This window comes from Pseudomonas sp. GV047 (assembly GCF_003058245.1).
GTDB lineage: Bacteria > Pseudomonadota > Gammaproteobacteria > Pseudomonadales > Pseudomonadaceae > Aquipseudomonas > Aquipseudomonas marginalis.
This window is the reverse complement of record NZ_QCWA01000006.1, coordinates 98,282-124,944: the sequence shown is the minus strand read 5'-3', so window position 1 is coordinate 124,944 and position 26,663 is coordinate 98,282. Positions and strand designations below refer to the sequence as shown.

At 59.9% G+C, this 26,663-nt stretch carries 21 protein-coding genes; 2 read left to right on the top strand and 19 right to left on the bottom strand.

From position 1 onward, the window contains the following. Position 1: 1 nt before the first annotated feature. From C8K58_RS16805 to rpsB, 19 genes are all read right to left on the bottom strand, one after another. On the bottom strand, positions 2-1,633 hold the full coding sequence (locus tag C8K58_RS16805) for a CTP synthase (protein WP_053137224.1): 1,632 nt from the start codon (positions 1,631-1,633) through the stop codon (positions 2-4). A gap of 274 nt (positions 1,634-1,907) precedes the next feature. Then, positions 1,908-3,218, bottom strand: a complete 1,311-nt coding sequence (gene tilS / locus C8K58_RS16800) for a tRNA lysidine(34) synthetase TilS (RefSeq protein WP_108573954.1) — start codon at positions 3,216-3,218, stop codon at positions 1,908-1,910. 162 nt (positions 3,219-3,380) lie between these two features. Beyond that, positions 3,381-4,328: an acetyl-CoA carboxylase carboxyltransferase subunit alpha gene (locus tag C8K58_RS16795; RefSeq protein WP_003172288.1), complete on the bottom strand. Its 948-nt coding sequence runs from the start codon at positions 4,326-4,328 to the stop codon at positions 3,381-3,383. Between the two features lie 128 nt (positions 4,329-4,456). After that, entirely contained in the window at positions 4,457-7,978 is a 3,522-nt protein-coding gene (gene dnaE, locus C8K58_RS16790; protein WP_108573953.1) for a DNA polymerase III subunit alpha, read from the bottom strand. A gap of 77 nt (positions 7,979-8,055) precedes the next feature. Continuing rightward, complete coding sequence (gene rnhB / locus C8K58_RS16785) at positions 8,056-8,688, bottom strand: ribonuclease HII (RefSeq protein WP_027604470.1); 633 nt, start codon at positions 8,686-8,688, stop codon at positions 8,056-8,058. Next, on the bottom strand, positions 8,685-9,824 hold the full coding sequence (lpxB, locus tag C8K58_RS16780) for a lipid-A-disaccharide synthase (protein WP_027604471.1): 1,140 nt from the start codon (positions 9,822-9,824) through the stop codon (positions 8,685-8,687). The genes rnhB and lpxB overlap by 4 nt, the downstream gene beginning before the upstream one ends. A 2-nt stretch (positions 9,825-9,826) precedes the next feature. Next, positions 9,827-10,603: an acyl-ACP--UDP-N-acetylglucosamine O-acyltransferase gene (gene lpxA, locus C8K58_RS16775; protein WP_027604472.1), complete on the bottom strand. Its 777-nt coding sequence runs from the start codon at positions 10,601-10,603 to the stop codon at positions 9,827-9,829. Next, a complete protein-coding gene (gene fabZ, locus C8K58_RS16770) occupies positions 10,600-11,040 on the bottom strand; it encodes a 3-hydroxyacyl-ACP dehydratase FabZ (RefSeq protein ID WP_003172281.1) in 441 nt (146 codons plus the stop codon). The genes lpxA and fabZ overlap by 4 nt, the downstream gene beginning before the upstream one ends. A gap of 110 nt (positions 11,041-11,150) precedes the next feature. After that, positions 11,151-12,206 carry a UDP-3-O-(3-hydroxymyristoyl)glucosamine N-acyltransferase gene (lpxD, locus tag C8K58_RS16765; RefSeq protein ID WP_108573952.1) on the bottom strand — a complete coding sequence of 352 codons (1,056 nt, stop codon included), beginning with the start codon at positions 12,204-12,206 and terminating at the stop codon, positions 11,151-11,153. 3 nt (positions 12,207-12,209) lie between these two features. Further along, positions 12,210-12,713 (bottom strand): OmpH family outer membrane protein, encoded by a 504-nt coding sequence (locus C8K58_RS16760; protein WP_003219314.1) that lies wholly within the window; start codon positions 12,711-12,713, stop codon positions 12,210-12,212. Between the two features lie 45 nt (positions 12,714-12,758). Next, entirely contained in the window at positions 12,759-15,146 is a 2,388-nt protein-coding gene (gene bamA / locus C8K58_RS16755) for an outer membrane protein assembly factor BamA (RefSeq protein WP_053137245.1), read from the bottom strand. A 74-nt stretch (positions 15,147-15,220) separates the two neighbouring features. Beyond that, on the bottom strand, positions 15,221-16,573 hold the full coding sequence (gene rseP / locus C8K58_RS16750; RefSeq protein WP_108573951.1) for a sigma E protease regulator RseP: 1,353 nt from the start codon (positions 16,571-16,573) through the stop codon (positions 15,221-15,223). Positions 16,574-16,627: 54 nt separating this feature from the next. Next, entirely contained in the window at positions 16,628-17,818 is a 1,191-nt protein-coding gene (gene ispC / locus C8K58_RS16745; RefSeq protein ID WP_027604476.1) for a 1-deoxy-D-xylulose-5-phosphate reductoisomerase, read from the bottom strand. Beyond that, positions 17,815-18,624, bottom strand: coding sequence for a phosphatidate cytidylyltransferase (locus C8K58_RS16740; RefSeq protein ID WP_027604477.1), 810 nt, complete (start codon positions 18,622-18,624; stop codon positions 17,815-17,817). Before C8K58_RS16740 ends, ispC begins: the two co-directional genes overlap by 4 nt. Next, positions 18,625-19,380, bottom strand: a complete 756-nt coding sequence (uppS, locus tag C8K58_RS16735) for a polyprenyl diphosphate synthase (RefSeq protein WP_027604478.1) — start codon at positions 19,378-19,380, stop codon at positions 18,625-18,627. Positions 19,381-19,397: 17 nt separating this feature from the next. Beyond that, positions 19,398-19,955 (bottom strand): ribosome recycling factor, encoded by a 558-nt coding sequence (gene frr / locus C8K58_RS16730; RefSeq protein WP_027604479.1) that lies wholly within the window; start codon positions 19,953-19,955, stop codon positions 19,398-19,400. Next, on the bottom strand, positions 19,952-20,695 hold the full coding sequence (gene pyrH, locus C8K58_RS16725) for a UMP kinase (protein WP_003172271.1): 744 nt from the start codon (positions 20,693-20,695) through the stop codon (positions 19,952-19,954). Before pyrH ends, frr begins: the two co-directional genes overlap by 4 nt. A gap of 211 nt (positions 20,696-20,906) precedes the next feature. Continuing rightward, positions 20,907-21,770: a translation elongation factor Ts gene (gene tsf, locus C8K58_RS16720; RefSeq protein ID WP_027604480.1), complete on the bottom strand. Its 864-nt coding sequence runs from the start codon at positions 21,768-21,770 to the stop codon at positions 20,907-20,909. Between the two features lie 192 nt (positions 21,771-21,962). Continuing rightward, positions 21,963-22,700: a 30S ribosomal protein S2 gene (rpsB, locus tag C8K58_RS16715; protein ID WP_108573950.1), complete on the bottom strand. Its 738-nt coding sequence runs from the start codon at positions 22,698-22,700 to the stop codon at positions 21,963-21,965. A 387-nt stretch (positions 22,701-23,087) separates the two neighbouring features. On the opposite strand from rpsB, the gene map reads away from it, so the two are divergent. Then, positions 23,088-23,870 (top strand): type I methionyl aminopeptidase, encoded by a 783-nt coding sequence (gene map / locus C8K58_RS16710; protein ID WP_012722594.1) that lies wholly within the window; start codon positions 23,088-23,090, stop codon positions 23,868-23,870. 65 nt (positions 23,871-23,935) lie between these two features. Further along, positions 23,936-26,638 carry a [protein-PII] uridylyltransferase gene (locus C8K58_RS16705; protein ID WP_108573949.1) on the top strand — a complete coding sequence of 901 codons (2,703 nt, stop codon included), beginning with the start codon at positions 23,936-23,938 and terminating at the stop codon, positions 26,636-26,638. The last annotated feature ends 25 nt before the right edge of the window (positions 26,639-26,663 follow it).

Below are 26,663 nucleotides of genomic sequence, written 5' to 3'. Positions count from 1 at the left end.
TTTACGCCTTCTTCTGGTGTTGCGTCAGTGCAGCCTTGACGAAACCGCTGAACAACGGGTGACCGTCGCGTGGAGTCGAGGTGAACTCAGGGTGGAACTGACAAGCGACGAACCATGGATGATCCGGGGCCTCGACCACTTCAACCAGCGCGCCATCACCGGAGCGACCGGAGATTTTCAGGCCAGCCTCTTTGATCTGCGGCAGCAGGTTGTTGTTCACTTCGTAGCGGTGACGGTGACGCTCGACGATCACGTCCTTGCCGTAGCAATCGTGAACCAGGGAACCCGGCTCCAGCAGGCAGTCTTGCGCGCCAAGGCGCATGGTGCCGCCCAGGTCGGAGCTTTCGGTACGGGTTTCGACGGCACCGGTGGCATCTTCCCATTCGGTGATCAGGCCCACGACCGGGTGGCCGCTCTTGCTGTCGAACTCGGTGGAGTTGGCGTCTTTCCAGCCCATCACGTTACGGGCGAACTCGATAACGGCCACTTGCATGCCCAGGCAGATGCCCAGGTACGGCACCTTGTTCTCGCGAGCGTACTGCACGGCAGTGATCTTGCCTTCCACGCCACGCAGGCCGAAACCGCCTGGAACGAGGATCGCATCGACACCTTCGAGCAGCGCGGTGCCCTGGTTCTCGATGTCTTCGGAATCGATGTAGCGCAGGTTGACCTTGGTACGGTTGCTGATGCCCGCGTGGCTCATCGCTTCGATCAGCGACTTGTACGCATCCAGCAGTTCCATGTACTTGCCGACCATGGCGATGGTGACTTCGTGCTCAGGGTTGAGCTTGGCGTCAACCACGGCTTCCCACTCGGACAGGTCCGCGCCGTTGCACTGCAGGCCGAAACGCTCGACCACAAAATCATCCAGGCCTTGCGAATGCAGGATGCCCGGGATCTTGTAGATGGTGTCGGCGTCTTCGAGGGCGATCACCGCACGTTCTTCAACGTTGGTGAACTGCGCGATCTTGCGACGCGAGGAAATGTCGATCGGGTGGTCGGAGCGGCACACCAGCACGTCCGGCTGCAGGCCGATGGAACGCAGTTCCTTGACCGAGTGCTGGGTAGGCTTGGTTTTGGTTTCGCCGGCGGTGGCGATGTACGGCACCAACGTGAGGTGCATCAGCATCGCGCGCTTGGCGCCGACTTCGAAACGCAGCTGGCGGATGGCTTCGAGGAACGGCTGGGATTCGATGTCACCCACGGTGCCACCGATCTCGACCATCGCCACGTCGGCATCGCCTGCACCCTTGATGATGCGGCGCTTGATCTCGTCGGTGATGTGCGGGATCACCTGGATGGTTGCACCCAGGTAGTCACCACGGCGCTCTTTGCGCAGCACGTGCTCGTAGACACGGCCGGTGGTGAAGTTGTTGTTCTGGGTCATGGTCGTGCGGATGAACCGCTCGTAGTGGCCCAGGTCCAGGTCGGTCTCGGCGCCGTCGTGTGTGACGAACACTTCACCGTGCTGGAACGGGCTCATGGTGCCCGGGTCGACGTTGATGTACGGGTCCAGCTTGAGCATGGTGACTTTAAGCCCCCGCGCCTCCAGGATGGCCGCCAATGAAGCGGAGGCAATGCCTTTCCCCAATGAAGAAACAACACCGCCCGTGACGAATATGTAGCGCGTCATGAAAAACCCTAGAAGTCTGCGTTAAAGCGGTCCGAGCCGCCGGGGAAAGCGAAGAGAGGCCGAAGCCCCCGATCACCTGCATTAATCACAGTGCACCTTTCAAAAAAACCGCCGCGTTGTGACAGACCAGCAGTGAAACTGCCGGTACGTTGATCGCTACACATTTTTTGGAATCGCCCAGCAAAGACTGCTTGGTAATCGGCAACTGCTGCGATTCAGGCGAATCCACAGAAGTTGTATCAAGAAGGGAGCGTAGTCTACCGGAAAGGCGCTATCAGCTCAAACCTTGATCGCAGCTCCGTGGCATCCAATGTAATTGCCAAGCTTCACTCGGTGCGGCCCAGAGTCCAGTGAGGAGGGGCACGCCGAGCAATTGCTCGCCCCGATACAGCAGCGGCAATCTGCCACGGATGAAGCCCGGCACCCCCTGTTCATTAAGCAGGCGCTTCAAGTCACGCCGGCCTCGGCCAGGTAATTCAAGCATTTCGCCGCCCTGGCGATAACGGACCTCGAGCGGGCCTTCAGGCACCTTGCCGCCCATTTCCAGCAGGCCATTGCCGGGTAACTCTAGTGGCTTTTGCGGATCAGGCCAGCTCACCGATGCGTGGGAAAACTCCGACCAGCCGCGAGGCAACCACCAGATGCGTGCGCCGCAACGGTGCAACTCCCCATCAGCCAGACGCCATAAGGGCTGCGCGTCGCCCTTGGCGTCGCGCAGGGAATACCAGCCGGCCCAATGGTCGCTGTCGGGTAAACGGGTCAGCGGCGCCAGCCAATGGCGCAGGACATTGCGCTGACGGGCATCGGAAAGTTCGCGCAGTGGACCAAGGTCCAATGATGGCAACACCAGCCAAGGAAACCGCGAAGGTTGATCGGCGGCTTGCAGGTCCATGCAGGCCAGTTCACCCAGCAGCGCCTGGGCTTCACCGAGGTGGTCGGCAGTCCGGGCCAGACTGGAGACAGCTTGGGGCCAACGCGCCGTCAGCGTCGGGATCACGCTGTGACGCAGGTAATTACGGGAGAAACGTGGATCGGTGTTGGAAGGATCTTCAATCCACGTGAGTTGATACTCATCGGCGTAGGCTTCCAGCTCGGCGCGCGAGACCTCCAGCAACGGCCGCACCAGGAAACCACCTGCCAACGGACGATGCGCAGGCATTGCGGCGAGCCCTCGCACCCCGGCACCGCGCAGCAGGCGGAATAGCAGGGTTTCGGCTTGATCATCGCGATGCTGGCCGGTGAGTAACACTTCCCCTGCCCCGATCACCTCGGTAAACGCCCGGTAACGTGCATCACGCGCTGCACGCTCAAGACTGGCGCCGGGCTGCACGTGCACGCGCATGACCCGCAAGGGGACGCCCAGGCTGTCGCACACCGACTGGCAATGACCTGGCCAGGCGTCGGCGACAGCCTGCAGGCCATGGTGGACATGGACAGCGCTTAGAGGCGGAAGGGCTTCGGCGTTGGCCAGGAGATGCAGCAGGACAGTGGAATCAAGACCACCAGAGAAGGCGATATGCCAAGCAGGGGCGTTGCGCCAGGGGGCCAGGGCGTGCAGGAGTTTGGCGGATAAAGTCGGTTTCATCACAGGTTACCGCCGCAAATCTGGAATACCCAAGCCAAGCATACACAAAGCAAATGTGGGAGGGGGCTTGCCCCCGATAGCGGTGCATCAGCCAGTGAATACAGTGACTGACACTCAGCAATCGGGGGGCAGGCCCCCTCCCACATTAGTGCTGCTGCTACCTTAGAGACCGTAGCTCATCAGGCGCTCGTAGCGACGGGCCAGCAGCGCTTCGTTATCCAGCTTCTTGAGCATCGCCAGTTGCGAACCCAGTTCGGCACGGATAGTGGCAGCGGCGGCGGCCGGATCGCGGTGGGCGCCGCCCAATGGCTCGGCGATCACTTTGTCGACGATACCCAGGCCCTTGAGGCGATCGGCAGTGATGCCCATGGCTTCGGCAGCGTCCGGCGCCTTTTCTGCGGTTTTCCACAGGATCGAGGCGCAACCTTCCGGCGAGATCACCGCGTAGGTCGAATATTGCAGCATGTTCAACTGGTCACAGACACCGATGGCCAGTGCACCGCCAGAACCACCTTCACCGATCACGGTGGCAATGATTGGGGTTTTCAGACGAGACATGACGCGCAGGTTCCAGGCAATCGCTTCGCTCTGGTTGCGCTCTTCGGCGTCGATACCCGGGTAAGCACCCGGCGTATCGATGAAGGTCAGGATCGGCATCTTGAAGCGCTCGGCCATTTCCATCAGGCGGCACGCCTTGCGGTAGCCTTCCGGACGCGGCATGCCGAAGTTGCGGCGTACTTTCTCGCGCACTTCACGGCCTTTCTGGTGACCGATGACCATGACCGGCTGGTCGTCCAGGCGAGCGATACCGCCCACGATGGCCGCGTCGTCGGAGAAATGGCGGTCGCCGTGCAGCTCGTCGAACTCGGTGAAGATGTGCTGAATGTAGTCCAGGGTATACGGACGGCGCGGGTGGCGGGCCAGACGCGCGATCTGCCAGCTGGTCAGCTTGCCGAAGATGTCTTCGGTGAGCGTGCTGCTCTTGTCTTGCAGGCGAGCGATCTCATCGCCGATATTCAGCGAATTGTCATTGCCGACCAGGCGCAGTTCTTCGATCTTGGCTTGCAGGTCAGCGATCGGCTGTTCGAAATCAAGAAAATTCGGGTTCATAAGCGTCCGTCTTGGGTCGACGGCCAAGGGTTGCCTGGCCAGCCGGTTGTCTATTCGCGCCCTACCTTAAGGGAGAGGCGCGTTTAGGTCGAGATTAAATGTTCAGCCGAGGTCAGGCGTCCTGACCGTCAACGGTATTGGAGGAAGACGTTGTCACGACCGAACTGGTCACGCAAAGCTTGAATCAAGCCATCAGCGGGATCAATTCGCCACGTCTCGCCAAACTGCAACATGGCCTTGGCGTCGTTGCCGGTGTACTCCATGGTCACCGGGCAGGCACCACGATGACGCTTGAGCAGGTCACCCAACCAGCGTAGCTGATCGCCCTTGAGGGCTTCGGTCTTCACCTTCAGGCGCAGGCTTTCGGCCAGGTTGGTGCGCGCATCTTCCATGCTCATCACCCGCTTGATCCGCAGGCGCAAGCCGCCGGAGAAGTCATCGTTGCTGACCTCCCCTTCCACCACCACCATGGCGTCGGTCTGCAGCAGCGACTGCGCGGAATGAAAGGCGTCGGCAAACAGCGACGCCTCGATCCGGCCCGAGCGGTCGTCAAGGGTGATAAAGCCCATCTTGTCGCCCTTTTTGTTTTTCATCACCCGCAGGGCGATGATCATGCCGGCGACGGTCTGGGTATCCCGCGCCGGTTTCAGGTCGATGATGCGTTGACGGGCGAAACGACGGATCTCGCCTTCATATTCGTCAATCGGGTGACCGGTGAGGTACAGGCCCAAGGTGTCTTTCTCACCCTTGAGGCGCTCCTTGAGGGTCAGCTCCTTGGCCTTGCGGTGGTTGGCATACACGTCCGCATCTTCTTCGACGAACAACCCGCCAAACAGGTCGGCGTGGCCGCTGTCGTGGGTGCGGGCGGTCTGTTCGGCGGCCTTGATCGCTTCTTCCATGGCGGTGAGCAGCACCGCGCGGTTGCGATCGATATTCGCCTGGTACGCCTTCGGCTCATCATGGAAATACGGGCCGAGACGGTCGAGTGCGCCGCTGCGGATAAGACCATCGAGGGTACGTTTGTTGATGCGCTTGAGGTCAACCCGTGCGCAGAAGTCGAACAAATCCTTGAACGGTCCGTCCTGGCGCGCTTCGGTGATGGCTTCCACCGGGCCCTCACCGACGCCCTTGATCGCGCCCAGGCCATAGATGATGCGACCTTCGTCGTTCACCGTGAACTTGAACTCCGAGGCGTTCACGTCCGGCGCGTCGAGGCGCAGCTTCATGGTGCGCACTTCTTCGATCAAGGTCACGACCTTGTCGGTGTTGTGCATATCCGCCGAGAGTACCGCAGCCATGAACGGCGCCGGGTAGTGGGCTTTCAGCCAGGCGGTCTGGTACGACACCAGGCCGTAGGCGGCGGAGTGGGATTTGTTGAAGCCGTAACCGGCGAATTTTTCCACCAGGTCGAAAATGTTACCGGCCAGGTCGGCATCGATATTGTTGGTGGCGCACCCTTCAATGAAACCGCCGCGTTGCTTGGCCATTTCCTCGGGCTTTTTCTTACCCATCGCACGCCGCAGCATGTCCGCGCCACCGAGGGTGTAGCCGGCCATCACCTGGGCGATCTGCATCACCTGTTCCTGGTACAGGATGATGCCGTAGGTCGGCGCCAATACCGGCTTGAGGCCTTCGTACTGGTAGTCGGAGTGCGGGTACGCCAGCTCGGCACGACCGTGCTTACGGTTGATGAAGTCATCCACCATGCCCGATTGCAGCGGGCCCGGACGGAACAGGGCCACCAGTGCGATCAAGTCTTCCAGGCAGTCGGGCTTGAGCTTTTTGATCAGCTCTTTCATGCCGCGGGACTCAAGCTGGAACACCGCCGTGGTTTCGGCTTTTTGCAGCAAGGTGTAGGTCGGCTTGTCGTCCAGCGGGATGAAGGCGATATCCAGCGGTTCTTCGTTGACCTTGGCGCGGTCGCGGTTGATGGTCTTGAGTGCCCAGTCGATGATCGTCAGGGTGCGCAGGCCGAGGAAGTCGAACTTCACCAGGCCGGCCGCCTCCACATCGTCCTTGTCAAACTGGGTGACCAGGCCGCCGCCCTCTTCATCGCAATAGATCGGCGAAAAGTCAGTCAGCTTGGTCGGCGCAATGACCACACCACCGGCGTGCTTACCGACGTTACGCACCACGCCCTCGAGCTTGCGCGCCATCTCCCAGATTTCGGCGGCCTCTTCATCGACCTTGATGAAGTCGCGCAGGATCTCTTCCTGCTCGTAGGCTTTTTCCAGGGTCATGCCGACTTCGAACGGGATCATCTTCGACAGGCGGTCCGCCAGGCCGTAGGACTTACCCTGCACCCGCGCTACGTCCCGGATAACCGCCTTGGCCGCCATGGAACCGAAGGTGATGATCTGGCTCACGGCGTTGCGACCGTATTTCTCGGCCACGTATTCGATCACACGGTCGCGACCGTCCATGCAGAAGTCGACGTCGAAGTCGGGCATGGACACCCGTTCCGGGTTCAGGAACCGTTCGAACAGCAGGTCATATTCCAGCGGATCAAGGTCGGTGATCTTCTGTACATAGGCGACCAGCGAGCCGGCACCCGACCCACGGCCCGGACCTACCGGCACGCCGTTGCTCTTGGCCCACTGGATAAAGTCCATCACGATCAGGAAGTAACCGGGGAACCCCATCTGGATGATGATATCCAGCTCGAAATTCAGCCGATCGACATAGACCTGGCGCTTGGCCTCGTAATCTTCGGTGGTGTCCCTGGGCAGCAGGACGGAGAGCCGCTCCTCCAGACCATCAAACGACACCTTGCGGAAATACTCGTCGATGGTCATGCCATCGGGAATCGGGAAGTTGGGCAAAAAGTGCTTGCCCAGCTTCACTTCGATATTGCAGCGCTTGGCAATCTCGACGGAGTTTTCCAGGGCCTCGGGCAGGTCGCTGAACAGCTCGGCCATCTCCTCCGCGCTCTTAAGGTACTGCTCTTCGCTGTAGTTCTTGGAACGACGCGGGTCATCCAGGGCCCGGCCTTCACCGATGCACACGCGGGTTTCGTGGGCCTCGAAATCTTCCTTCTTGATAAAGCGCACATCGTTGGTCGCCACCAAGGGCGCGCCCAGCTTGTCGGCCAGGGCTACGGCGGCGTGCAGATGCTCTTCATCGTTGGGACGGTTGGTGCGCTGGACTTCCAGGTAGAAACGGTCGGGGAAGACCTGCATCCACTCCCTTGCCAGCACTTCGGCTTCATGGGGATTGCCGCCCAGCAGTGCGATACCGATCTCGCCCTCCTTGGCGGCCGACAGCATGATCAGGCCTTCGCTGGCCTCGGCGACCCATTCGCGCTCGATGATGATCGAACCGTTGCGCTGGCCGTCGATAAAGCCACGGGAAATCAATTCGGTGAGGTTGCGATAACCCACGCCATTCATCGCCAGCAGGCTGATGCGGCTCAGGGGGTTATCCGGGTCTTTGTTGGACAGCCACAGGTCGGCGCCGCAGATCGGCTTGATGCCGGCGCCCATGGCGTTCTTGTAGAACTTGACCAGGGAGCACATGTTGTTCTGATCGGTAACCGCGACCGCAGGCATGTTCATGCCCACCAGGGTCTTGACCAGCGGTTTGATCCGTACAAGGCCGTCGACCAGGGAGTATTCAGTGTGCAGGCGCAGGTGAACGAATGAAGCCGGCATAGTGATCCTGTCCAGAAACTTAGAAACAACAAGGCCCGGGATTGTACCGGGCCTTGGCAAAAACATCAGCCTTGCGACTAAACCTCGCTGAGGTTCTCGCGCAGCTCATACGCCTGGCGCACCGGGGCAAACGAGCGCCGATGGATCGGCGTTGGGCCGAGACGGGCCAGGGCTTCCAGATGAACGGGCGTCGGATAGCCTTTATGGCCCCCGATGCCGTAGCCGGGGTAAATCAATTCGAAGGCAGCCATTTCACGGTCTCGGCTGACCTTGGCCAGGATCGACGCGGCGGCAATGGCTGGAACCTTGCTATCACCCTTGACCACCGCCTCAGCCGGCATCGCCAGCTTCGGGCAACGGTTGCCGTCGATCATCGCCAGTTTTGGCGTGATATGCAGGCCTTCAACGGCACGCTGCATGGCCAGCATCGTGGCGTGCAGGATGTTCAATTCGTCGATTTCTTCGACTTCGGCCCGGGCGATATGCCAGCTCAGGGCCTTTTCACAGATTTCGTCGTAGAGTTTTTCACGACGCGCTTCGGTGAGTTTTTTCGAGTCGTTGAGGCCCAGGATCGGACGGTTCGGATCCAGGATCACGGCCGCCGTCACCACCGCGCCACACAGCGGGCCGCGCCCCACTTCGTCAACGCCGGCCACCAGTTCGTGGGTTTGGGCAACGAGGCTGAAATCCAGGCCTATTTGCGTGCTCATAAAGCTTCCTGTTTTTGGCCGATCAAGGTCAATACGGCGTCGGCCGCCTGGTTCGAGGCATCACGGCGCAGGGTGCGGTGGATGTCGTCAAAACCGCGGGTCTGTTCTTCGCCGCCGTCGATCAAGGGCAATAGGGTTTGCGCGAGGGCTTCGGGGGTTGCATCGTCCTGCAATAATTCCGGCACCAACAAGCGCTGGGCCAGCAAGTTGGGCAAGGAGATGTAAGGACTTTTGACCATGCGCTTGAGAATCCAGAAGGTCAGCGGTGCCAGGCGATAGGCCACGACCATCGGGCGCTTGTAGAGCAGGGCCTCCAAGGTCGCGGTGCCCGAAGCGATCAGCACCGCATCACAGGCCGCCAGGGCCAGGTGCGACTGGCCGTCGAGCAGGGTCAATGGCAGATTGCGACCGACCAGCAGTGTCTCGATTTGTGCACGCCGTTGCGGGCTGGCGCAGGGCAACACGAACCGTATCCCGGGCTTCAAGGCTTGCAGGCGCTCGGCAGCATCGAAAAACACGCTGGCAAGACGGCCCACTTCGCCGCCTCGACTGCCCGGCATCAGCGCAACGAGCGGGCCTTCGGGCAACCCCAGCTCGGCACGCGCGGCTGCACGATCAGCCTGCAAAGGAATGCTGTCAGCCAGGGTATGCCCGACAAACCTTACCGGCACGCCCTTCTCCTCGTAGAACCTGGCCTCGAACGGCAACAGGGTCAACATCAGGTCGCAGCCTTCGCGGATCTTCAACACACGTTTCTGCCGCCACGCCCACACAGAGGGGCTGACGTAGTGCACGGTCTTGATCCCGGCCTGACGCAACTTGAGTTCGATATTGAGGGTGAAGTCCGGCGCATCGATGCCGATAAACACGTCGGGCTTTTCTTCGATCAGCGTCTGGATCAGCAGCTTGCGACGAGCCAGGAGCTCACGCAGGCGACCCAGCACCTCGACCAGGCCCATGACCGACAGACGCTCCATGGGGAAGTATGACGTCAGGCCTTCGGCCTGCATCAGCGGGCCGCCGACACCGATAAATTCCACCGCAGGGTGCCGGGCCTTGAGTGCCCGCATCAGACCTGCGCCCAAAATGTCGCCGGAAGCTTCTCCGGCCACCAGCGCGATACGCAGAGTAGCCATGATCAGCGGGTGATGCCGCGGGTCGACGCCTGGATCGAGTCACGGAACACCGCGACTTCCGGAAACAACGCTGCCGGCTCGGCCAGTTGGATCAACGCCTGGTCCACCGTCAGCCCCTGACGGTAGACCACCTTGTAGGCGCGGCGCAGGGCGTGGATCGCCTCTTCGCTGAAGCCACGACGGCGCATGCCTTCGAAGTTCATGCTGCGGGCTTCGGCCGGGTTGCCGAACACCGTGACGAACGCCGGAACGTCCTTGCCGATGGCAGTGCCCATGCCGGAAAAGCTGTGGGCGCCGATATGGCAATACTGATGCACCAGGGTAAAACCGGACAGGATCGCCCAATCGTCAACGTGTACATGGCCAGCCAACGCGGTGTTGTTGACCAGGATGCAGTGGTTGCCGATCACGCTGTCATGACCGATATGGGCATAGGCCATGACCAGGTTGTGATCACCCAGCGTGGTCTCGGCACGATCCTGCACGGTGCCACGGTGAATGGTCACGCCTTCACGGATGATGTTGTGATCACCGATTACCAGGCGGGTTTCTTCACCCTTGTACTTCATGTCCGGGGTGTCTTCGCCTACCGAGGAAAACTGGTAGATGCGGTTATGTTTGCCAATGCGGGTCGGACCCTTGAGGATCACGTGCGGCCCGATGACAGTCCCCTCGCCGATTTCCACACCTGCGCCGATGATCGACCAGGGGCCGACCTCAACGTCGGCGGCCAGTACGGCCGACGGATCGATGATTGCGCGAGGGTCAATCAAACTCATAGTTTGCGTTCCGCACAGATGATCTCGGCAGAGCACACCGGCTTGCCATCTACCGAGGCCTGGCATTCGAACTTCCAGATCTGGCGCTTGCAGCTGATGAACTTGGCTTCCAGGATCAACTGGTCACCCGGGGTAACCGGGTTGCGAAAGCGCAACTTGTCGGAGCCCACGAAATAGTAAAGCGTGCCGTCGGCAGGCTTGAGGTCGAGCATTTTGAAACCAAGGATACCGGCAGCCTGGGCCATTGCTTCGATGATCAATACGCCCGGCATGATGGGATGCGCGGGAAAGTGACCGTTGAAGAACGGTTCGTTGATGCTGACATTCTTGTAGGCACGAATGCGCTTTTCCTCAACATTCAGGTCCACTACACGGTCCACCAGCAGGAACGGGTAACGGTGAGGCAGGTATTCGCGAATCTCGTTGATGTCCATCATTTCGGGGGGAAGCCTGTAATAAAGATTGGGGGCGGGCGACTAAACGCACGCCCCGCTAGCAAATCAAGGAGGCAGTCTAGCGGCTGTGCACACTTGATATGGAAATGGTATCAGCCTTCTGATGAAGCATTACCGCCAGGGGTCACGTCCCCAACACGCTTTTCCAGCTGTTTGAGACGTCGAGCCATGTCGTCGAGCTGCCTCAAACGTGCTGCGCTCTTGCGCCATTCAGCTGCGGGCTGCATGGCGGTACCAGATGAGTAGGCCCCCGGTTCGGTAATCGAGTGGGTGACCATGGTCATGCCGGTGATGAAAACGTTGTCGCAAATATCGATATGCCCCACCAGCCCTACGCCACCGGCGAGCATGCAATGCTTGCCGATTTTGGTGCTGCCGGAAATGCCTACACACGCGGCCATGGCGGTGTGATCGCCAATCTGCACGTTGTGGGCGATCTGGATCTGGTTGTCGAGCTTCACGCCGTTACCGATCACGGTATCGGCCAGGGCTCCGCGATCAACAGCGGTGTTGACACCGATTTCCACGTCGTCGCCGATCAATACGCCGCCGACTTGGGCGATCTTGTGCCAGGCGCCTTTCGAGTTGGCAAAGCCAAAGCCTTCACCGCCGATCACCGCACCCGACTGAATGACCACACGTTCACCGATACGCACGTCGTGGTACAGGGTCACGCGAGGTGCCAGCCAACCATCGGGGCCGATTACACAGCGAGCGCCGATAAAGCAATGTGCACCGACCGTTACACCGGCCGCGATGCGTGCGCCGCTCTCGATCACCGCAAACGCACCGATGCTGGCCGCAGGGTCAACCTGGGCATCATCGGCGATAACCGCAGACGGATGAACACCACCTGCTGCCTTGGGCTTCGGGTCGAACAGATGCGACGCCTTTGCGTACGACAGGTAGGGGTCAGCCACTACCAGGGCATCCCCGGCGTAACTCTCGGCGTCAGCGGCCTTCAGCAACACGGCTGCGGCCTGGCAGTCGACCAGGTATTTACGGTATTGGGGGTTTGCGAGGAAGCTCAACTGAGCTGGGCCAGCCTCCTGCAAGGTGGCTAGCCCAGTAATTTCCTTCTCCGGGGAACCACGCAAGGTGGCTCCCAGGAACTCGGCCAACTCGCCGAGCTTGATAGTCGCGGTCATGGCTTACTTCAGCTGGTTCATGCGCTCGATCACCTGACGGGTGATGTCGTATTGAGGCTTGACGTCAATCACGGCGCCACGCTCGAACACCAGGTCAAAGGCACCTTTCTTGATGACTTCTTCCACGGCGCTGTCGAGTTTAGGCTTCAGCTGTTTCAGCATTTCACGGTCGGCAACAGCCTTGGCTTCGTTCAGCTCCTTGGATTGGAACTGGTAGTCACGGGCCTTTTGCTTGAACTCAAGCTCCAGACGCTCGCGCTCGCCTTGCTGCATCTTGTCGCCACCCGCTACCAGACGGTCCTGGATACCCTTGGCGCTGCTTTCCAACGTCTTGAGCTTGGTCAGTTGCGGACCGAATTTTTTCTCGGCATCCACGGCGTATTTCTTGGCCGCATCGGATTCCAGCAGGGCCATCTGATAGTTCAGGACGGCGATTTTCATTTCGGCGAAGGCCGGGGTGGCTACCAGCACGGTGGCCAGCAGAACCAATTGAGTCAACTTACGCACGATGTACTCCTACAGAATCCGTTGTCGTTATCTTGGGTCAGACGCTTAGAACGTCTGGCCGAGGGAGAATTGGAAAATCTGGGTTTCAGCGTTATCCGGTTTCTTGATCGGCATGGCCAGAGCAAAGCTCAACGGGCCAAGCGCAGTCACCCAGGTCACACCGACACCCACCGAGCTCGCCAGGTTGCTGAGGCTCACGTCGTTGCACTCAGTCCGTGACTTCACGCCGCTTGGGTTGGTGATCTGTTCGCACTTGGAGTCGAACACGTTACCCACATCCCAGAAGACCGAAGTACGCAGGGACCGCTGATCCTTGACGAACGGCAGCGGGAACAGGATTTCCGCACCACCCTGGATCAACACGTTACCACCGAATGGCAGCGGGTCGTTGTCGGAGTCCGCGACGGTGCCCTGGTTACCGGTCACACCAACGCCACGGCTCGGTGTACCACGTGGACCCAGGGTGCTGTCCTTGAAGCCCCGCACGGAGTTGAAGCCACCCGCGTAGTAGTTCTCGTAGAACGGCAGCCCATTGGTGGAACCATAACCGTCGCCATAGCCCAGCTCGGTGTGCAGGCGCATGGTGTAGTTATCGCTCAGCGGCTGGAACAACTGGCCACGGTAGTCGAGCTTGAAGAACGACAGGTCGCTGCCCGGCGTCGTTGCTTCCAGCGTCAGGCTCTGGGAATGACCACGGGTGGCAAGCACGCCTTTGTTCAGGGTCGACTCGGACCAGCCGGCGGACGCCTTGAAGTTCAGGAACTTGTCGCCTTCCTTGCGAGTGAAGTCGAAGATCTCGTCCACGGTGTACACACCGGTCTTGATCTCATCCTGTTGCGCAGTCAGGCCGAAGGTCAGGCGCGAGGTCTCGCTGATCGGATAACCGATGTTGGCGCCTACGCCCAGGCTGTCGATTGCATAGCTGGCTACGTCGACGTCGAGGTCTTTGTAGTCGGTGGTGCGATAGAAGGCGTTGTAGCCCAGGCTCACACCGTCCGCGGTCCAGTAGGGGTCGACATAACCGAAGTTATAACGGCTCTGGTATTCGCTTCGGGTCAGGCCGATGGACACCTTGTTACCGGTACCCAGGAAGTTGTTCTGGGTGATGGAACCACCGAGGATCAGGCCGGCACTCTGTGCGAAACCGACACTGGCGGTGATCGAACCCGACGCTTGCTCTTCCACGGCGTAGTTCACGTCAACCTGGTCATCCACACCCGGTACGGCTGGCGTTTCGACGTTCACTTCCTTGAAGAAGCCCAGGCGCTCAAGACGGGTCTTGGACTGGTCGATCAGGTAAGTCGACGCCCAGCCACCTTCCATCTGGCGCATTTCGCGGCGCAGCACTTCGTCCGCGGACTTGGTGTTGCCACGGAAGTTGATGCGGTTCACGTAGGCACGCTTGCCTGGGTCGACGACAAAGGTGATGTCCACGGTGTGGTCTTCATCGTGGGGGGTAGGCACGCCGTTGACGTTGGCGAAGGTATAGCCTTCGTTACCCAGGCGACGGGTGATCAGTTCGGACGTGGTGGTCATCAGCTTGCGCGAGAACACCTGGTCTTTCTGCACCAGCAACAGGGCCTTGACCTGGTCTTCAGGCACTTTCAAGTCGCCGCTGAGCTTAACGTCACGAACCTTGTACTTCTCGCCTTCGTTGACGTTGACAGTGATGTAGACGTGCTTCTTGTCCGGGGTGATGGACACCTGGGTCGAAGCGATATCCATGTTGATATAGCCACGGTCCAGGTAGTAGGAACGCAGGCGCTCCAGGTCACCGGAGAGTTTTTCGCGGGCGTACTTGTCATCGTTCTTGAAGAACGACAACCAGTTGGTGGTCTTGAGCTCGAACAGGTCGATCAGGTCTTCATCAGCGAACTTGGTGTTGCCCACCACGTTGATGTGCTGAATGGCCGCCACGGTACCTTCGTTGATGTTGACCTTGAGGCCGACACGGTTACGAGGCTGCGGCACGACTTCCGTTTCCACGGTCGCGGAGTAGCGACCCTGGGCAACGTACTGGCGCTGCAGTTCGTTACGCACACCTTCAAGGGTGGCGCGCTGGAAGATCTCGCCCTCGGCCAGGCCGGATTGCTTCAGGCCTTTCATCAGGTCTTCAGTGGAGATCGCCTTGTTGCCTTCGATCTCGATACTGGCGACGGAAGGTCGCTCGACGACGGTGATGACCAGGACGTTACCTTCGCGACCCAGTTGGATGTCTTGAAAGAACCCGGTTTTGAACAGCGCACGAGTGGATTCCACCAGGCGACGGTCATCAGCCTGTTCCCCGACGTTCAACGGCAAGGCACCAAAGACGCTACCCGCGGAAACCCGCTGGAGGCCGTTGACGCGAATATCGGAGATGGTGAAGGACTCGGCGTGAACTTCGGCGATCATCAATACGGTGAGAACCGCAGTTAGCAGCAGACGTTTCATGAAGTCCTTTCTTATTCCAACTGGCAATAAACAAACTGCCGCAAAATGCGGCAGATTCGCAATTCAGCGAAGCGTTACAGTCGACCCAGATCGTTGACCAAGGCTAATAACATCACCCCGACCACCAAGCTGATACCGATCTGTATCCCCCAACCCTGCACCCGATCCGACAAGGGGCGACCACGCACCCACTCGACCAGATAAAACAACAGATGCCCCCCATCCAATACTGGAATGGGCAGCAAATTCAGAACACCCAGGCTGATACTCAGATAAGCCAGGAAATTCAGGAAATCCGCGACACCCGACTGGGCAGAAGCGCCCGCCACTTTAGCAATGGTTATCGGTCCACTCAAGTTTTTTACCGAGAGCTCGCCGAACAACATTTTCTTGAGGGATTCGAGGGTCAGCACACTCATGGTCCAGGTGCGTTTTGCACCCTCGCCAATGGCCGCCAGCGGCCCGAAACTGACCTCACGCACCATCGAGGGCGGCCACTCCGGACTCTTGACGCCTGCACCCAGGTAACCCCCGGCCGCCTTGGCTTCCCCACGTACCGCCAGGGTCACGGGGACGTCGATTTGAGCACCGTCACGCTCAATTTTCAGCACAATCCTTGTATCAGGGCGTACGCGCACCAGGTCGACTACCTGCTGCCACTCACTCAACGCCTGGCCATCGAGGGCCAGCAAGCGATCGCCGGTTTTCAGGCCAGCGGCCTGGGCCGGCCCCTTCGGATCCAGCTCGGCAAGCACTGGCGGCAGCGCAGGACGCCATGGACGGATGCCCAGGGACTTGATCGGATCAGGCTCGTCAGCGCCCTTGAGCCAATGGTCCAAGGCCAACGTGCGCGGGGTCTCGGCACTGGAGTCCTGCTCACGCACCACGACGTTGACGGTGCCGCTTTCACCCAAACGACGGACCAGCTGCAAATTGACCGCGCCCCAACCCGTCGTCGGCTCACCATCAATGGAAACAATTTCCTGCCCTGCGACCAGACCTGCCTTGGCGGCGATACTATCCGCCTCGACCGCGCCGATGACAGGACGCACCTGCTCGCTGCCGAGCATGGCCAGGACCCAGAAAAACAGCATCGCCAGGAGGAAGTTGGCGATAGGACCGGCCGCAACAATGGCGATACGCTGACGAACGGTCTTGCGATTGAAGGATTGGTCCAACTGATCGGCCGGCACTTCACCTTCACGCTCATCGAGCATCTTGACGTAGCCACCCAACGGGATGGCCGCGATCACGAACTCGGTGCCATGCCGGTCGTGCCAGCGAACCAGTGGCATGCCGAAACCGACGGAAAAGCGCAGTACCTTGACGCCGCAACGACGTGCCACCCAGAAGTGGCCGAATTCGTGGAAGGTAACCAGCACACCCAGAGCAACCAGGGTGCCGACAATCATGTAAAGCGCACTCATCTAATTTCTCCGCATTCCAATCCAGTGCCCCAGGGCTCAATCGCGCCCACAAGACTAACGCGCGTTGCGGTCCAACCATTGTTCGGCCAAGGCCCGTGCCTTGGTGTCCGCCTCGAATACCGCGCCGAGGTCATTGACTGCCACCACGGGTTCAAGACCCAGGACGTCCTCGATGATACTCGCGATCTGCGGAAAGCGGATGCGCCGTTCGAGAAACGCCGCCACGGCCACTTCATTCGCCGCGTTGAGCATCGCCGGCGCGCTGTTACCTGCCTCCGCCGCCTCACGCGCCAGACGCAGGCACGGAAAACGTTGCTCATCCGGCGCCTCGAAGTCCAAGCGGGCAATGGCAAACAGGTCCAGTGGCGCCACACCGGAATCGATTCGCTCCGGCCAGGCCAGGGCATTGGCGATCGGGGTGCGCATATCCGGATTGCCCAATTGGGCCAATACCGAGCCATCCACATAGTCGACCAGTGAATGAATCACACTTTGCGGGTGAATCACCACCTCGACCTGATCCGGTCGCGCATCGAACAACCAGCACGCCTCGATCAACTCCAGGCCTTTATTCATCATGCTTGCCGAGTCGACGGAGATCTTGCGCCCCATCGACCAGTTAGGATGAGCGCACGCCTGGTCCGGAGACACCTGCTCCAACTCCCCCAAGGGAGTTTGCCGGAAAGGACCACCCGACGCGGTCAGCAGAATCCGACGCACACCCACCTGGCCCAGGCCACGAGCAAAGTCGCCGGGCATGCATTGGAAGATCGCATTGTGTTCACTGTCGAGGGGCAGCAATACGGCGCCGCTCTTGCGCACCGCCTGCATGAAGAGCGCGCCGGACATCACCAGCGCTTCTTTGTTGGCCAGCAGGATCTTCTTGCCCGCATCCACGGCAGCCAAGGTCGGACGCAAGCCGGCCGCACCGACGATAGCGGCCACCACTGTATCCACCTCGGCATCGGCCGAGACCTGGCACAACCCCTCCTCCCCTACCAATACCTGAGTGGCCAGCCCGGCAGCCCGCAGGTCATCCTGCAGGCTCCGTGCCGCCGAACGCCCGGGCACCACGGCAAAGCGCGGCACGTGGCGCACGCACAGTGCCAGCAGTTCGCTGAGGCGGGTGAACCCGGTCAAGGCAAACACTTGATAGCGGTCAGGATGACGAGCGATCACATCCAGGGTGCTCAACCCTACCGAGCCGGTTGCACCCAGCACGGTCACTTGTTGCAGGCGGCTCACGAAGCGGTCATCCACAACAGCACGGCAAAGATCGGGATGGCTGCGGTAAGGCTATCGATACGATCCAGCACCCCGCCATGACCCGGCAGCAGGTTGCTGCTGTCCTTGATCCCGGCCTGGCGCTTGAACATGCTTTCGGTGAGATCACCGACCACCGAGATAAATACGACGATGGCCGTGCCCAGCAGGGCCAGGAAGATCTCCTTCGCCGACCAGTCGCGCACCAAACCCACTACAAGCGTGATCACCAGCGTCAACGCCAGGCCGCCATACACGCCTTCCCAACTCTTGCCCGGACTGACTGCCGGCGCCAGCTTGCGCTTGCCGAAGGCCCGGCCAGAGAAGTAGGCGCCGATGTCTGCGCCCCAGACCAGCACCATCACCGCCATGATCAGCCAGTTACCCATGGGCGAATTCTTGACCTCCACCAGCCCTTGCCAGGCAGGCAACAGAATCAACAAGCCAATCACCAGCTTGCTGGCGACACTGGACCACTGGCCACTGCTGCGCGGAAAAGTCAGCACCAGGTAGGTCGCAAGCGCCCACCACAGCACCGCCGCCCCCAACACCCAAGGCACGATAATGCTCGACAGGGTGTGCATCAGAAACAGCAGCACCGCCACCACAAGGGCATACACCACACGCGGCAACTGCGCGTTGAAACCTGCCAATCGCGCCCACTCCCAGGCACCCAGGGTTACCACCAGGCCGATAAACAGCGCAAAGCCGGAGCCATCCAGCAGGAAAAACCCGCACAAGGCAATCGGCAACAGTATCAGTGCGGTGATGATTCGTTGTTTAAGCATTTAAACCCGGGCTCCAGCTTCGATCTGCTCACTCGTTTTACCGAAGCGACGCTGACGGGAAGCGAAATCGGCCAGCGCAGTGCGCATGGCATCGTGTTTGAAGTCCGGCCAGAACAGGTCGGAGAAGTACAACTCGGTATAGGCCAATTGCCATAAGAGGAAATTGCTGATGCGATGCTCACCACCGGTACGGATACACAAGTCAGGCAACGGCAGGTCGCCGGTCACCAGGCAGGTCTGTAACAGTTCAGGCGTGATGTCGTCCGGCCGCAGATGACCGGCCTGCACTTCGCGGGCCAGTCGCTGCGCAGCCTGGGCAATATCCCACTGGCCACCGTAGTTGGCCGCGATTTGCAGCACAAAGCGGTCAGTGCCGGCAGTGATCGCCTCGGCCTCACGCATGGCCGCCTGCAGTTCCGGGTGAAAGCGCGAGCGGTCGCCGATGATGCGCAGGCTGATGTTGTTGTCATTCAGGCGCTTGGCCTCACGACGCAGGGCCTTGAAGAACAGATCCATCAAGGCACTGACTTCTTCGGCGGGCCGCTGCCAGTTTTCACTGGAGAACGCGAACAGGGTCAATACCTCGACCTTGGCCTCGGCACACACCTCGATCACGGCCCGCACCGCATCGACACCCGCCTTATGCCCGGCGACACCCGGCATAAAGCGTTTCTTCGCCCAGCGATTATTCCCATCCATGATGATCGCGACATGGCGCGGCACCACGGAGGGCACAGTCTGCTTGGTCTTTTCCATGAAGGCGTCCTGACCCCTTATACGGCCATCAGGTCCTTTTCTTTTTCGTCGGTTGCCTGGGTGATCTTCGCCTCGGCTTCCTTGGTCAGCTTGTCGATATCGGCGACGGCACGACGCTCTTCGTCTTCGCTGATTTCCTTGTCCTTGACCAGCTTCTTCAGCTCGCCCAAGGCATCACGACGAATGTTACGCACTGCAACCCGTGCATCTTCAGCCGCGCTGCGGGCCTGCTTGGTGAAGCCCTTGCGGGTTTCTTCAGTCAGGGCCGGCATGGAGATCAGCAGCAACTCACCCAGGTTGGTGGGGTTGAGGTTCAGGCCGGCGCTCTGGATGGCCTTGTCGACTGCCGCGAGCATGTTGCGCTCGAAGGCCACGACCTGCAGGGTGCGCGAATCCTTTACGGTAACGTTGGCCACGCCGCTCAGCGGGGTATCAGTGCCGTAATAAGGCACCATCACGCTGCCCAGGATGCTCGGGTGCGCCTTGCCGGTACGAATCTGGCCGAATGCGTGGCTCAGAGACTCCAGGGATTTCTGCATACGCGCTTGGGCGTCTTTCTTGATTTCGTTGATCATTGTTGGCCTTCCTCGATCAGAGTCCCTTCCGCGCCGCCGTGTACGATATTCAGCAGGGCACCGGGCTTGTTCATGTTAAATACGCGCAGCGGCATCTTGTGGTCGCGGCACAGGCAAATAGCCGTCAGGTCCATCACGCCCAGCTTGCGATCCAGCACTTCATCGTAGGTCAGATGATCGAACTTCTCGGCATGCGGGTCTTTGAATGGGTCTGCGGTGTACACGCCATCTACCTTGGTCGCCTTGAGCACCACGTCGGCATCGATCTCGATGGCGCGCAGGCAAGCAGCCGAGTCCGTGGTGAAGAACGGGTTGCCGGTACCGGCAGCGAAGATCACCACCTCTTTGGCATTCAGGTGGCGCATGGCTTTGCGACGATCATAGTGATCGGTCACACCCACCATGGAAATAGCCGACATCACGATAGCCGAGATATTGGCACGCTCCAGGGCGTCACGCATGGCCAGGGCGTTCATCACAGTGGCCAGCATGCCCATGTGGTCGCCGGTGACCCGATCCATGCCGGCCGCACTCAATGCCGCGCCGCGGAATAGGTTACCGCCACCGATCACCAGGCCGACCTGCACGCCGATGCCGACCAACTGGCCGACTTCCAGCGCCATGCGGTCGAGCACCTTGGGGTCGATCCCGAACTCTTCCGAGCCCATCAGGGCCTCGCCGCTAAGCTTGAGTAGAATGCGTTTATAGCGAGCCTGATAACCACTGCCCTGCTGAGCCATTGCGAATCTCTCCTGCGGCGTATTTTTAAAAAATTCTTGGCGAGCCGTTTACGGCTTGCGTTCACTCTAGCTGGACGCTCTCACAGCGCCATCGGAACACGGCTTTGTAAGCCAGTTCCGAGGGTAAGCCAAATTAAATCGGCCTGCCCATTTGAAAAGAGGCTGCGCGCGTGAGCGGGCAGCCTCTTTCGGGCGACAGTTAAAAACTGTCTTATTGCTTGGCGGCAGCCAGCTGGGCAGCAACTTCTTCAGCGAAGTTGTCGACCGGCTTCTCGATGCCTTCGCCTACCTTGAAGTAAGTGAAGGAAACGATTTCAGCACCGGCTTTCTTGGCCAGTTCGCCAACCTTGATTTCAGGGTTCTTGACGAACGCCTGCTCAACCAGGCTTGCCTCAGCCAGGAACTTGCTGATACGGCCCTTGACCATGTTTTCAACAATGTTTTCTGGCTTGCCTTTGATTTTTTCTTCGTTCAGCTGCAGGAACACCGCTTTTTCACGCTCGATCGCTTCGGCAGAAACTTCCGAAGGCAGCAGGAACTCAGGGTTGCTGGCCGCTACGTGCATAGCGATGTCTTTGGCCAGCTCAACGTTGCCGCCCTTCAGGACCACTGCAACGCCGATCTTGTTGCCGTGCAGGTAACCACCGACAACATCACCTTCAACGCGCACCAGGCGACGGATGTTGACGTTTTCGCCAACCTTGCCGACCAGTACCAGGCGATCAGCTTCTTGAGCGGCGATCAGCGGAGCGACGTCAGTCAGCTTGTCGGCGAACGCTTTTTCAACGCTGGCAGCAACAAATGCCTTGAAGTCGTCCTGCAGGGCCAGGAAGTCGGTCTGGGAGTTCACTTCCAGCAGAACAGCAGACTTGCCGTCTTCTTTCAGAGCGATAGCGCCTTCAGCAGCCACGTTGCCTGCTTTCTTGGCAGCCTTGATGGCGCCGGAAGCACGCATGTCATCAATGGCTTTTTCGATGTCGCCGTCAGCCTTTTCCAGGGCTTTCTTGCAATCCATCATGCCTTCGCCGGTACGCTCACGCAGTTCTTTAACCAACGCTGCAGTAATTGCTGCCATTTTCAAATTCCTCTTGGATAGGTTTTCAACCATTCCACCCGATCGAACGGGGGATCAATTCTTCCCGAACCACCCTTGTTAGCCGCTGCACGTTACAGGTGATGTAGCTGCGCTGCTGACAAATGGTTTTCGAGGTGGCAAAAAGGGGGCCAAGCCCCCTTTTTGCTTACTGAGTCAACGCCAGGGCGTCAATTACTCAGCTGCGACTACCGGAGCTTCTTCAACGAACTGCTCGGTGCCACCAGCAACGTGGTTGCGACCACGGATGACAGCGTCAGCCATCGAACCCATGTACAGCTGGATGGCGCGGATGGCGTCATCGTTGCCTGGGATGATGTAGTCAACGCCTTCCGGGCTGCTGTTGGTATCGACTACGCCGATAACAGGGATGCCCAGCTTGTTGGCTTCGGTGATCGCGATGCGCTCGTGATCAACGTCGATAACGAACAGTGCGTCAGGCAGACCGCCCATGTCCTTGATGCCACCCAGGGAACGATCGAGCTTTTCCAGGTCACGAGTGCGCATCAGCGCTTCTTTCTTGGTCAGCTTGGCGAAAGTACCGTCTTCGGCCTGCACTTCAAGGTCACGCAGACGCTTGATGGAAGCACGGATGGTTTTGAAGTTGGTCAGCATGCCGCCCAACCAGCGGTGATCGACGTACGGCGAACCGCAACGTGCTGCTTCTTCAGCAACGATCTTGCCAGCGGAACGCTTGGTGCCGACGAACAGGATCTTGTTTTTGCCCTGGGCCAGGCGCTCTACGAAAGTCAGAGCTTCGTTGAACATTGGCAGGGTTTTTTCAAGGTTGATGATGTGGATCTTGTTACGCGCGCCGAAAATGTATTTACCCATTTTCGGGTTCCAGTAACGGGTCTGGTGACCGAAGTGCACACCGGCCTTCAGCATATCGCGCATGTTGACTTGGGACATGATAGTTCCTTAATAAGTCGGGTTTGGCCTCCACGTATCCCAATGACCAACCAGCGGCATCAAGGCCTCCGGCACCCAGGTCATCGTGTCGACACGTGTGTGGATTTAAGCTTTTCGGGGTATCCCCGGAAAGCGGCGCATTTTATACCACACGAAGGGCGAAAACGAAACACGCAATCACATTTGGCCTGGGCGACGTGTACGCAAGCCTTTGAATAGAGCCGATATAACCCCATCTGATAGAGAGAAGCGATCGTCGGGGGCTCATGATTTGCCGCCCGCGTCTGTTAGAATCGCGTTTTTTGGCGCTTGTGCGAGTTCTGCAACCTTTTGTCGCACGCCCGTAAACCGTATTGATTTCAGCGCATCGCGCTAGAGAGAGCCTGTATGACCGTTAGTTTGAAAACCGCCGAAGACATCGCCGGCATGCGCATTGCCGGCAAACTGGCTGCCGACGTGCTGGAAATGATTGCCGAGCACGTCAAGCCCGGCGTTACCACGGAAACCCTGAACCAGATCTGCCACGACTATATAGTCAATGTGCAGGGCGCCATTCCTGCGCCACTGAACTACAAGGGCTTCCCCAAGTCGATCTGCACTTCGGTCAACCACGTGGTGTGCCACGGGATTCCGGGCGACAAGCCGTTGAAGGACGGCGACACCCTGAACATCGACGTCACCGTGATCAAGGACCGCTACTTCGGCGACACCAGCCGCATGTTCCACGTCGGCACCGTGCCGGTGTGGGCCGAGCGCCTGTCCCAGGTCACCCAGGAATGCATGTACAAGGCCATCGAGATCGTCAAGCCTGGCTGCCGCCTGGGCGACATCGGTGAAGTGATCCAGAAGCACGCCGAAAAGAACGGTTTCTCGGTGGTGCGCGAATTCTGCGGCCACGGTATCGGTACGGTCTTCCACGAAGAACCGCAGATCCTGCACTACGGCCGCGCCGGCACCGGCATGGAGCTCAAGGCAGGCATGACCTTTACCATCGAGCCGATGATCAACCAGGGCAAGGCCGACACCAAGGTGCTGGGCGACGGCTGGACCGCCATCACCAAGGACCGCAAGCTCTCGGCCCAGTGGGAACACACCCTGCTGGTCACCGAGACCGGCTACGAGATCTTCACCCTGCGCGCCGACGACACGATCCCACGCGTTTCGGCGTGAAGGGCTGCCAAGGTTTTCCCAAACTGTGTTGTGACTGACTGATAGATAGAAAGGAAAGCCGATCAATGCCCCAGGTGGATCCCGAACTCTTCGATCGTGGCCAGTTCCAGGCCGAGCTGGCACTGAAGGCGAGCCCCATCGCCGCATTCAAAAAGGCGATCCGCCAGGCCCGCGAGGTGCTCGACGAGCGCTTTCGCAGCGGCCGGGACATCCGCCGGCTGATCGAAGACCGCGCCTGGTTCGTCGATAACATCCTGCAAAAGGCCTGGGAACAGTTCAGCTGGAGCGAAGACGCCGATATTGCCCTGGTAGCGGTCGGCGGCTACGGTCGTGGCGAGCTGCACCCGTACTCCGACATCGACCTGCTGATCCTGCTGGACAGCGCCGACCATGAGATCTTTCGCGATTCCATCGAGCGCTTTCTGACACTGCTGTGGGACATCGGCCTGGAAGTCGGCCAGAGCGTGCGCTCGGTGGATGAGTGCGCCGAAGAGGCCCGCGCCGACCTGACCGTCATCACCAACCTGATGGAAAGCCGCACCATCGCCGGCCCCGAGCGCCTGCGCCAGCGCATGCTCGAAGTCACCAGCACCGCGCACATGTGGCCGAGCAAGGATTTCTTCCTGGCCAAGCGTGCCGAGCAGAAGGCCCGGCACCACAAGTACAACGACACCGAATACAACCTCGAACCCAACGTCAAAGGCTCGCCGGGCGGGTTGCGCGACATCCAGACGATTCTGTGGGTCGCACGTCGCCAATACGGCACCCTGAACCTGCGCGCCCTGGCCGGAGAAGGCTTCCTGGTGGAGAGCGAAAACGCCCTGCTGGCATCGTCCCAGGAATTCCTGTGGAAAGTGCGCTACGCCCTGCACATGCTCGCCGGGCGCTCCGAAGATCGCCTGCTGTTCGACCACCAGCGCTCCATCGCCACCCTGCTGGGGTTTGAAGGCGAAGACGCGAAGACCAGCATCGAAAGCTTCATGCAGCAGTACTACCGGGTGGTCATGAGCATTGCCCAGCTCAGCGACCTGATCATCCAGCATTTCGAAGAAGTGATCCTCGCTCCGGAAGACGAAGCACCGCCGCAGCCGATCAATTCGCGCTTCCAACTGCACGACGGCTATATCGAGGCACGCAACGACAACGTGTTCCGCCGCACTCCGTTCGCCATGCTGGAAATCTTCGTGCTGATGGCCCAGCAGCCGGAAATCAAGGGCGTACGCGCCGACACCATCCGCCTGCTGCGGGAAAACCGTCACCTGATCGACGATGACTTTCGCAACGACATTCGCAACACCAGCCTGTTTATCGAGCTGTTCAAGTGCAAGATCGGCATCCACCGCAACCTGCGGCGCATGAACCGCTATGGCATCCTCGGGCGTTACCTGCCGGAGTTCGGGTTTATCGTCGGGCAGATGCAGCACGACCTGTTCCACATCTACACCGTGGACGCCCACACCCTCAACCTGATCAAGCACCTGCGCAAGTTGCAGTACACCCAGGTGTCAGAGAAATTCCCGCTGGCCAGCAAGCTCATGGCCAAGCTGCCCAAACCGGAGTTGATCTACCTGGCCGGCCTGTACCACGACATCGGCAAGGGCCGGCATGGCGATCACTCGGAAATCGGCGCAGTCGATGCCGAGGCGTTCTGCCAACGCCACCAACTGCCGTTGTGGGACAGCCGCCTGACCGTGTGGCTGGTGCAGAACCACCTGGTGATGTCGACCACCGCCCAGCGCAAGGACTTGTCCGACCCGCAGGTGATCCACGACTTCGCCGGGATCGTCGGCGATGAAACCCGCCTCGACTACCTGTACGTGCTGACCGTTTCCGACATCAACGCCACCAACCCGACCCTGTGGAATTCCTGGCGCGCCAGCCTGTTGCGCCAGCTCTACACCGAGACCAAGCGCGCGCTGCGCCGTGGCCTGGAAAACCCGGTGGACCGCGAAGAGCAGATCCGCCGCACCCAAAGCGCCGCCCTGGACATCCTGGTGCGCGGCGGCAACGACCCGGACGACGTCGAGCAACTGTGGTCGCAATTGGGGGACGATTACTTCCTGCGCCACACCGCCGGCGATGTGGCCTGGCACAGTGACGCGATCCTGCAGCAGCCGGCCGATGGCGGCCCGCTGGTGTTGATCAAGGAAACCACCCAGCGCGAATTCGAAGGTGGCACGCAGATCTTCATCTATGCGCCCGACCAGCACGACTTCTTCGCCGTGACCGTGGCGGCCATGGACCAGCTCAACCTGAACATCCACGACGCACGGGTGATCACCTCCAGCAGCCAGTTCACCCTCGACACCTATATCGTGCTCGACACCGAAGGCGAGTCCATCGGCGATAACCCGGCGCGGGTGAAAAAGATCCGCGAAGGCCTGACCGAAGCCCTGCGTAACCCCGACGACTACCCGACGATCATCCAGCGCCGGGTACCGCGTCAGCTCAAGCATTTTGCCTTTGCGCCCCAGGTGACCATTTCCAACGATGCGCAGCGCCCGGTGACCGTGCTGGAACTCAGCGCGCCGGACCGGCCAGGCCTGCTGGCACGGATCGGCGGCATTTTCCTGGAATTCGATTTGTCACTGCAGAACGCCAAGATTGCGACCCTCGGCGAGCGCGTGGAGGACGTGTTCTTTATTACCGATGCCGATAACCAGCCGCTGTCCGACCCGGAGCTGTGCCTGCGCTTGCAGGCGGCGATCGTGCAGCAGTTGAGCGTGACCCAGGAACCCGGTGTCGAGCTGACGCGCCTGACGATTTGATACCAGGAGCGGCCCACCGCTCCCT

Excerpts from the sequence above, each read along its gene's own strand:
- C8K58_RS16805 (WP_053137224.1), bottom strand. The coding sequence starts at position 1,633 with ATGACGCGCTACATATTCGTCACGGGCGGTGTTGTTTCTTCATTGGGG.
- tilS (WP_108573954.1), bottom strand. The coding sequence starts at position 3,218 with ATGAAACCGACTTTATCCGCCAAACTCCTGCACGCCCTGGCCCCCTGG.
- C8K58_RS16795 (WP_003172288.1), bottom strand. The coding sequence starts at position 4,328 with ATGAACCCGAATTTTCTTGATTTCGAACAGCCGATCGCTGACCTGCAA.
- dnaE (WP_108573953.1), bottom strand. The coding sequence starts at position 7,978 with ATGCCGGCTTCATTCGTTCACCTGCGCCTGCACACTGAATACTCCCTG.
- rnhB (WP_027604470.1), bottom strand. The coding sequence starts at position 8,688 with ATGAGCACGCAAATAGGCCTGGATTTCAGCCTCGTTGCCCAAACCCAC.
- lpxB (WP_027604471.1), bottom strand. The coding sequence starts at position 9,824 with ATGGCTACTCTGCGTATCGCGCTGGTGGCCGGAGAAGCTTCCGGCGAC.
- lpxA (WP_027604472.1), bottom strand. The coding sequence starts at position 10,603 with ATGAGTTTGATTGACCCTCGCGCAATCATCGATCCGTCGGCCGTACTG.
- fabZ (WP_003172281.1), bottom strand. The coding sequence starts at position 11,040 with ATGATGGACATCAACGAGATTCGCGAATACCTGCCTCACCGTTACCCG.
- lpxD (WP_108573952.1), bottom strand. The coding sequence starts at position 12,206 with ATGACCGCGACTATCAAGCTCGGCGAGTTGGCCGAGTTCCTGGGAGCC.
- bamA (WP_053137245.1), bottom strand. The coding sequence starts at position 15,146 with ATGAAACGTCTGCTGCTAACTGCGGTTCTCACCGTATTGATGATCGCC.
- rseP (WP_108573951.1), bottom strand. The coding sequence starts at position 16,573 with ATGAGTGCGCTTTACATGATTGTCGGCACCCTGGTTGCTCTGGGTGTG.
- C8K58_RS16740 (WP_027604477.1), bottom strand. The coding sequence starts at position 18,624 with ATGCTTAAACAACGAATCATCACCGCACTGATACTGTTGCCGATTGCC.
- uppS (WP_027604478.1), bottom strand. The coding sequence starts at position 19,380 with ATGGAAAAGACCAAGCAGACTGTGCCCTCCGTGGTGCCGCGCCATGTC.
- frr (WP_027604479.1), bottom strand. The coding sequence starts at position 19,955 with ATGATCAACGAAATCAAGAAAGACGCCCAAGCGCGTATGCAGAAATCC.
- pyrH (WP_003172271.1), bottom strand. The coding sequence starts at position 20,695 with ATGGCTCAGCAGGGCAGTGGTTATCAGGCTCGCTATAAACGCATTCTA.
- tsf (WP_027604480.1), bottom strand. The coding sequence starts at position 21,770 with ATGGCAGCAATTACTGCAGCGTTGGTTAAAGAACTGCGTGAGCGTACC.
- rpsB (WP_108573950.1), bottom strand. The coding sequence starts at position 22,700 with ATGTCCCAAGTCAACATGCGCGATATGCTGAAGGCCGGTGTGCACTTC.
- map (WP_012722594.1), top strand. The coding sequence starts at position 23,088 with ATGACCGTTAGTTTGAAAACCGCCGAAGACATCGCCGGCATGCGCATT.
- C8K58_RS16705 (WP_108573949.1), top strand. The coding sequence starts at position 23,936 with ATGCCCCAGGTGGATCCCGAACTCTTCGATCGTGGCCAGTTCCAGGCC.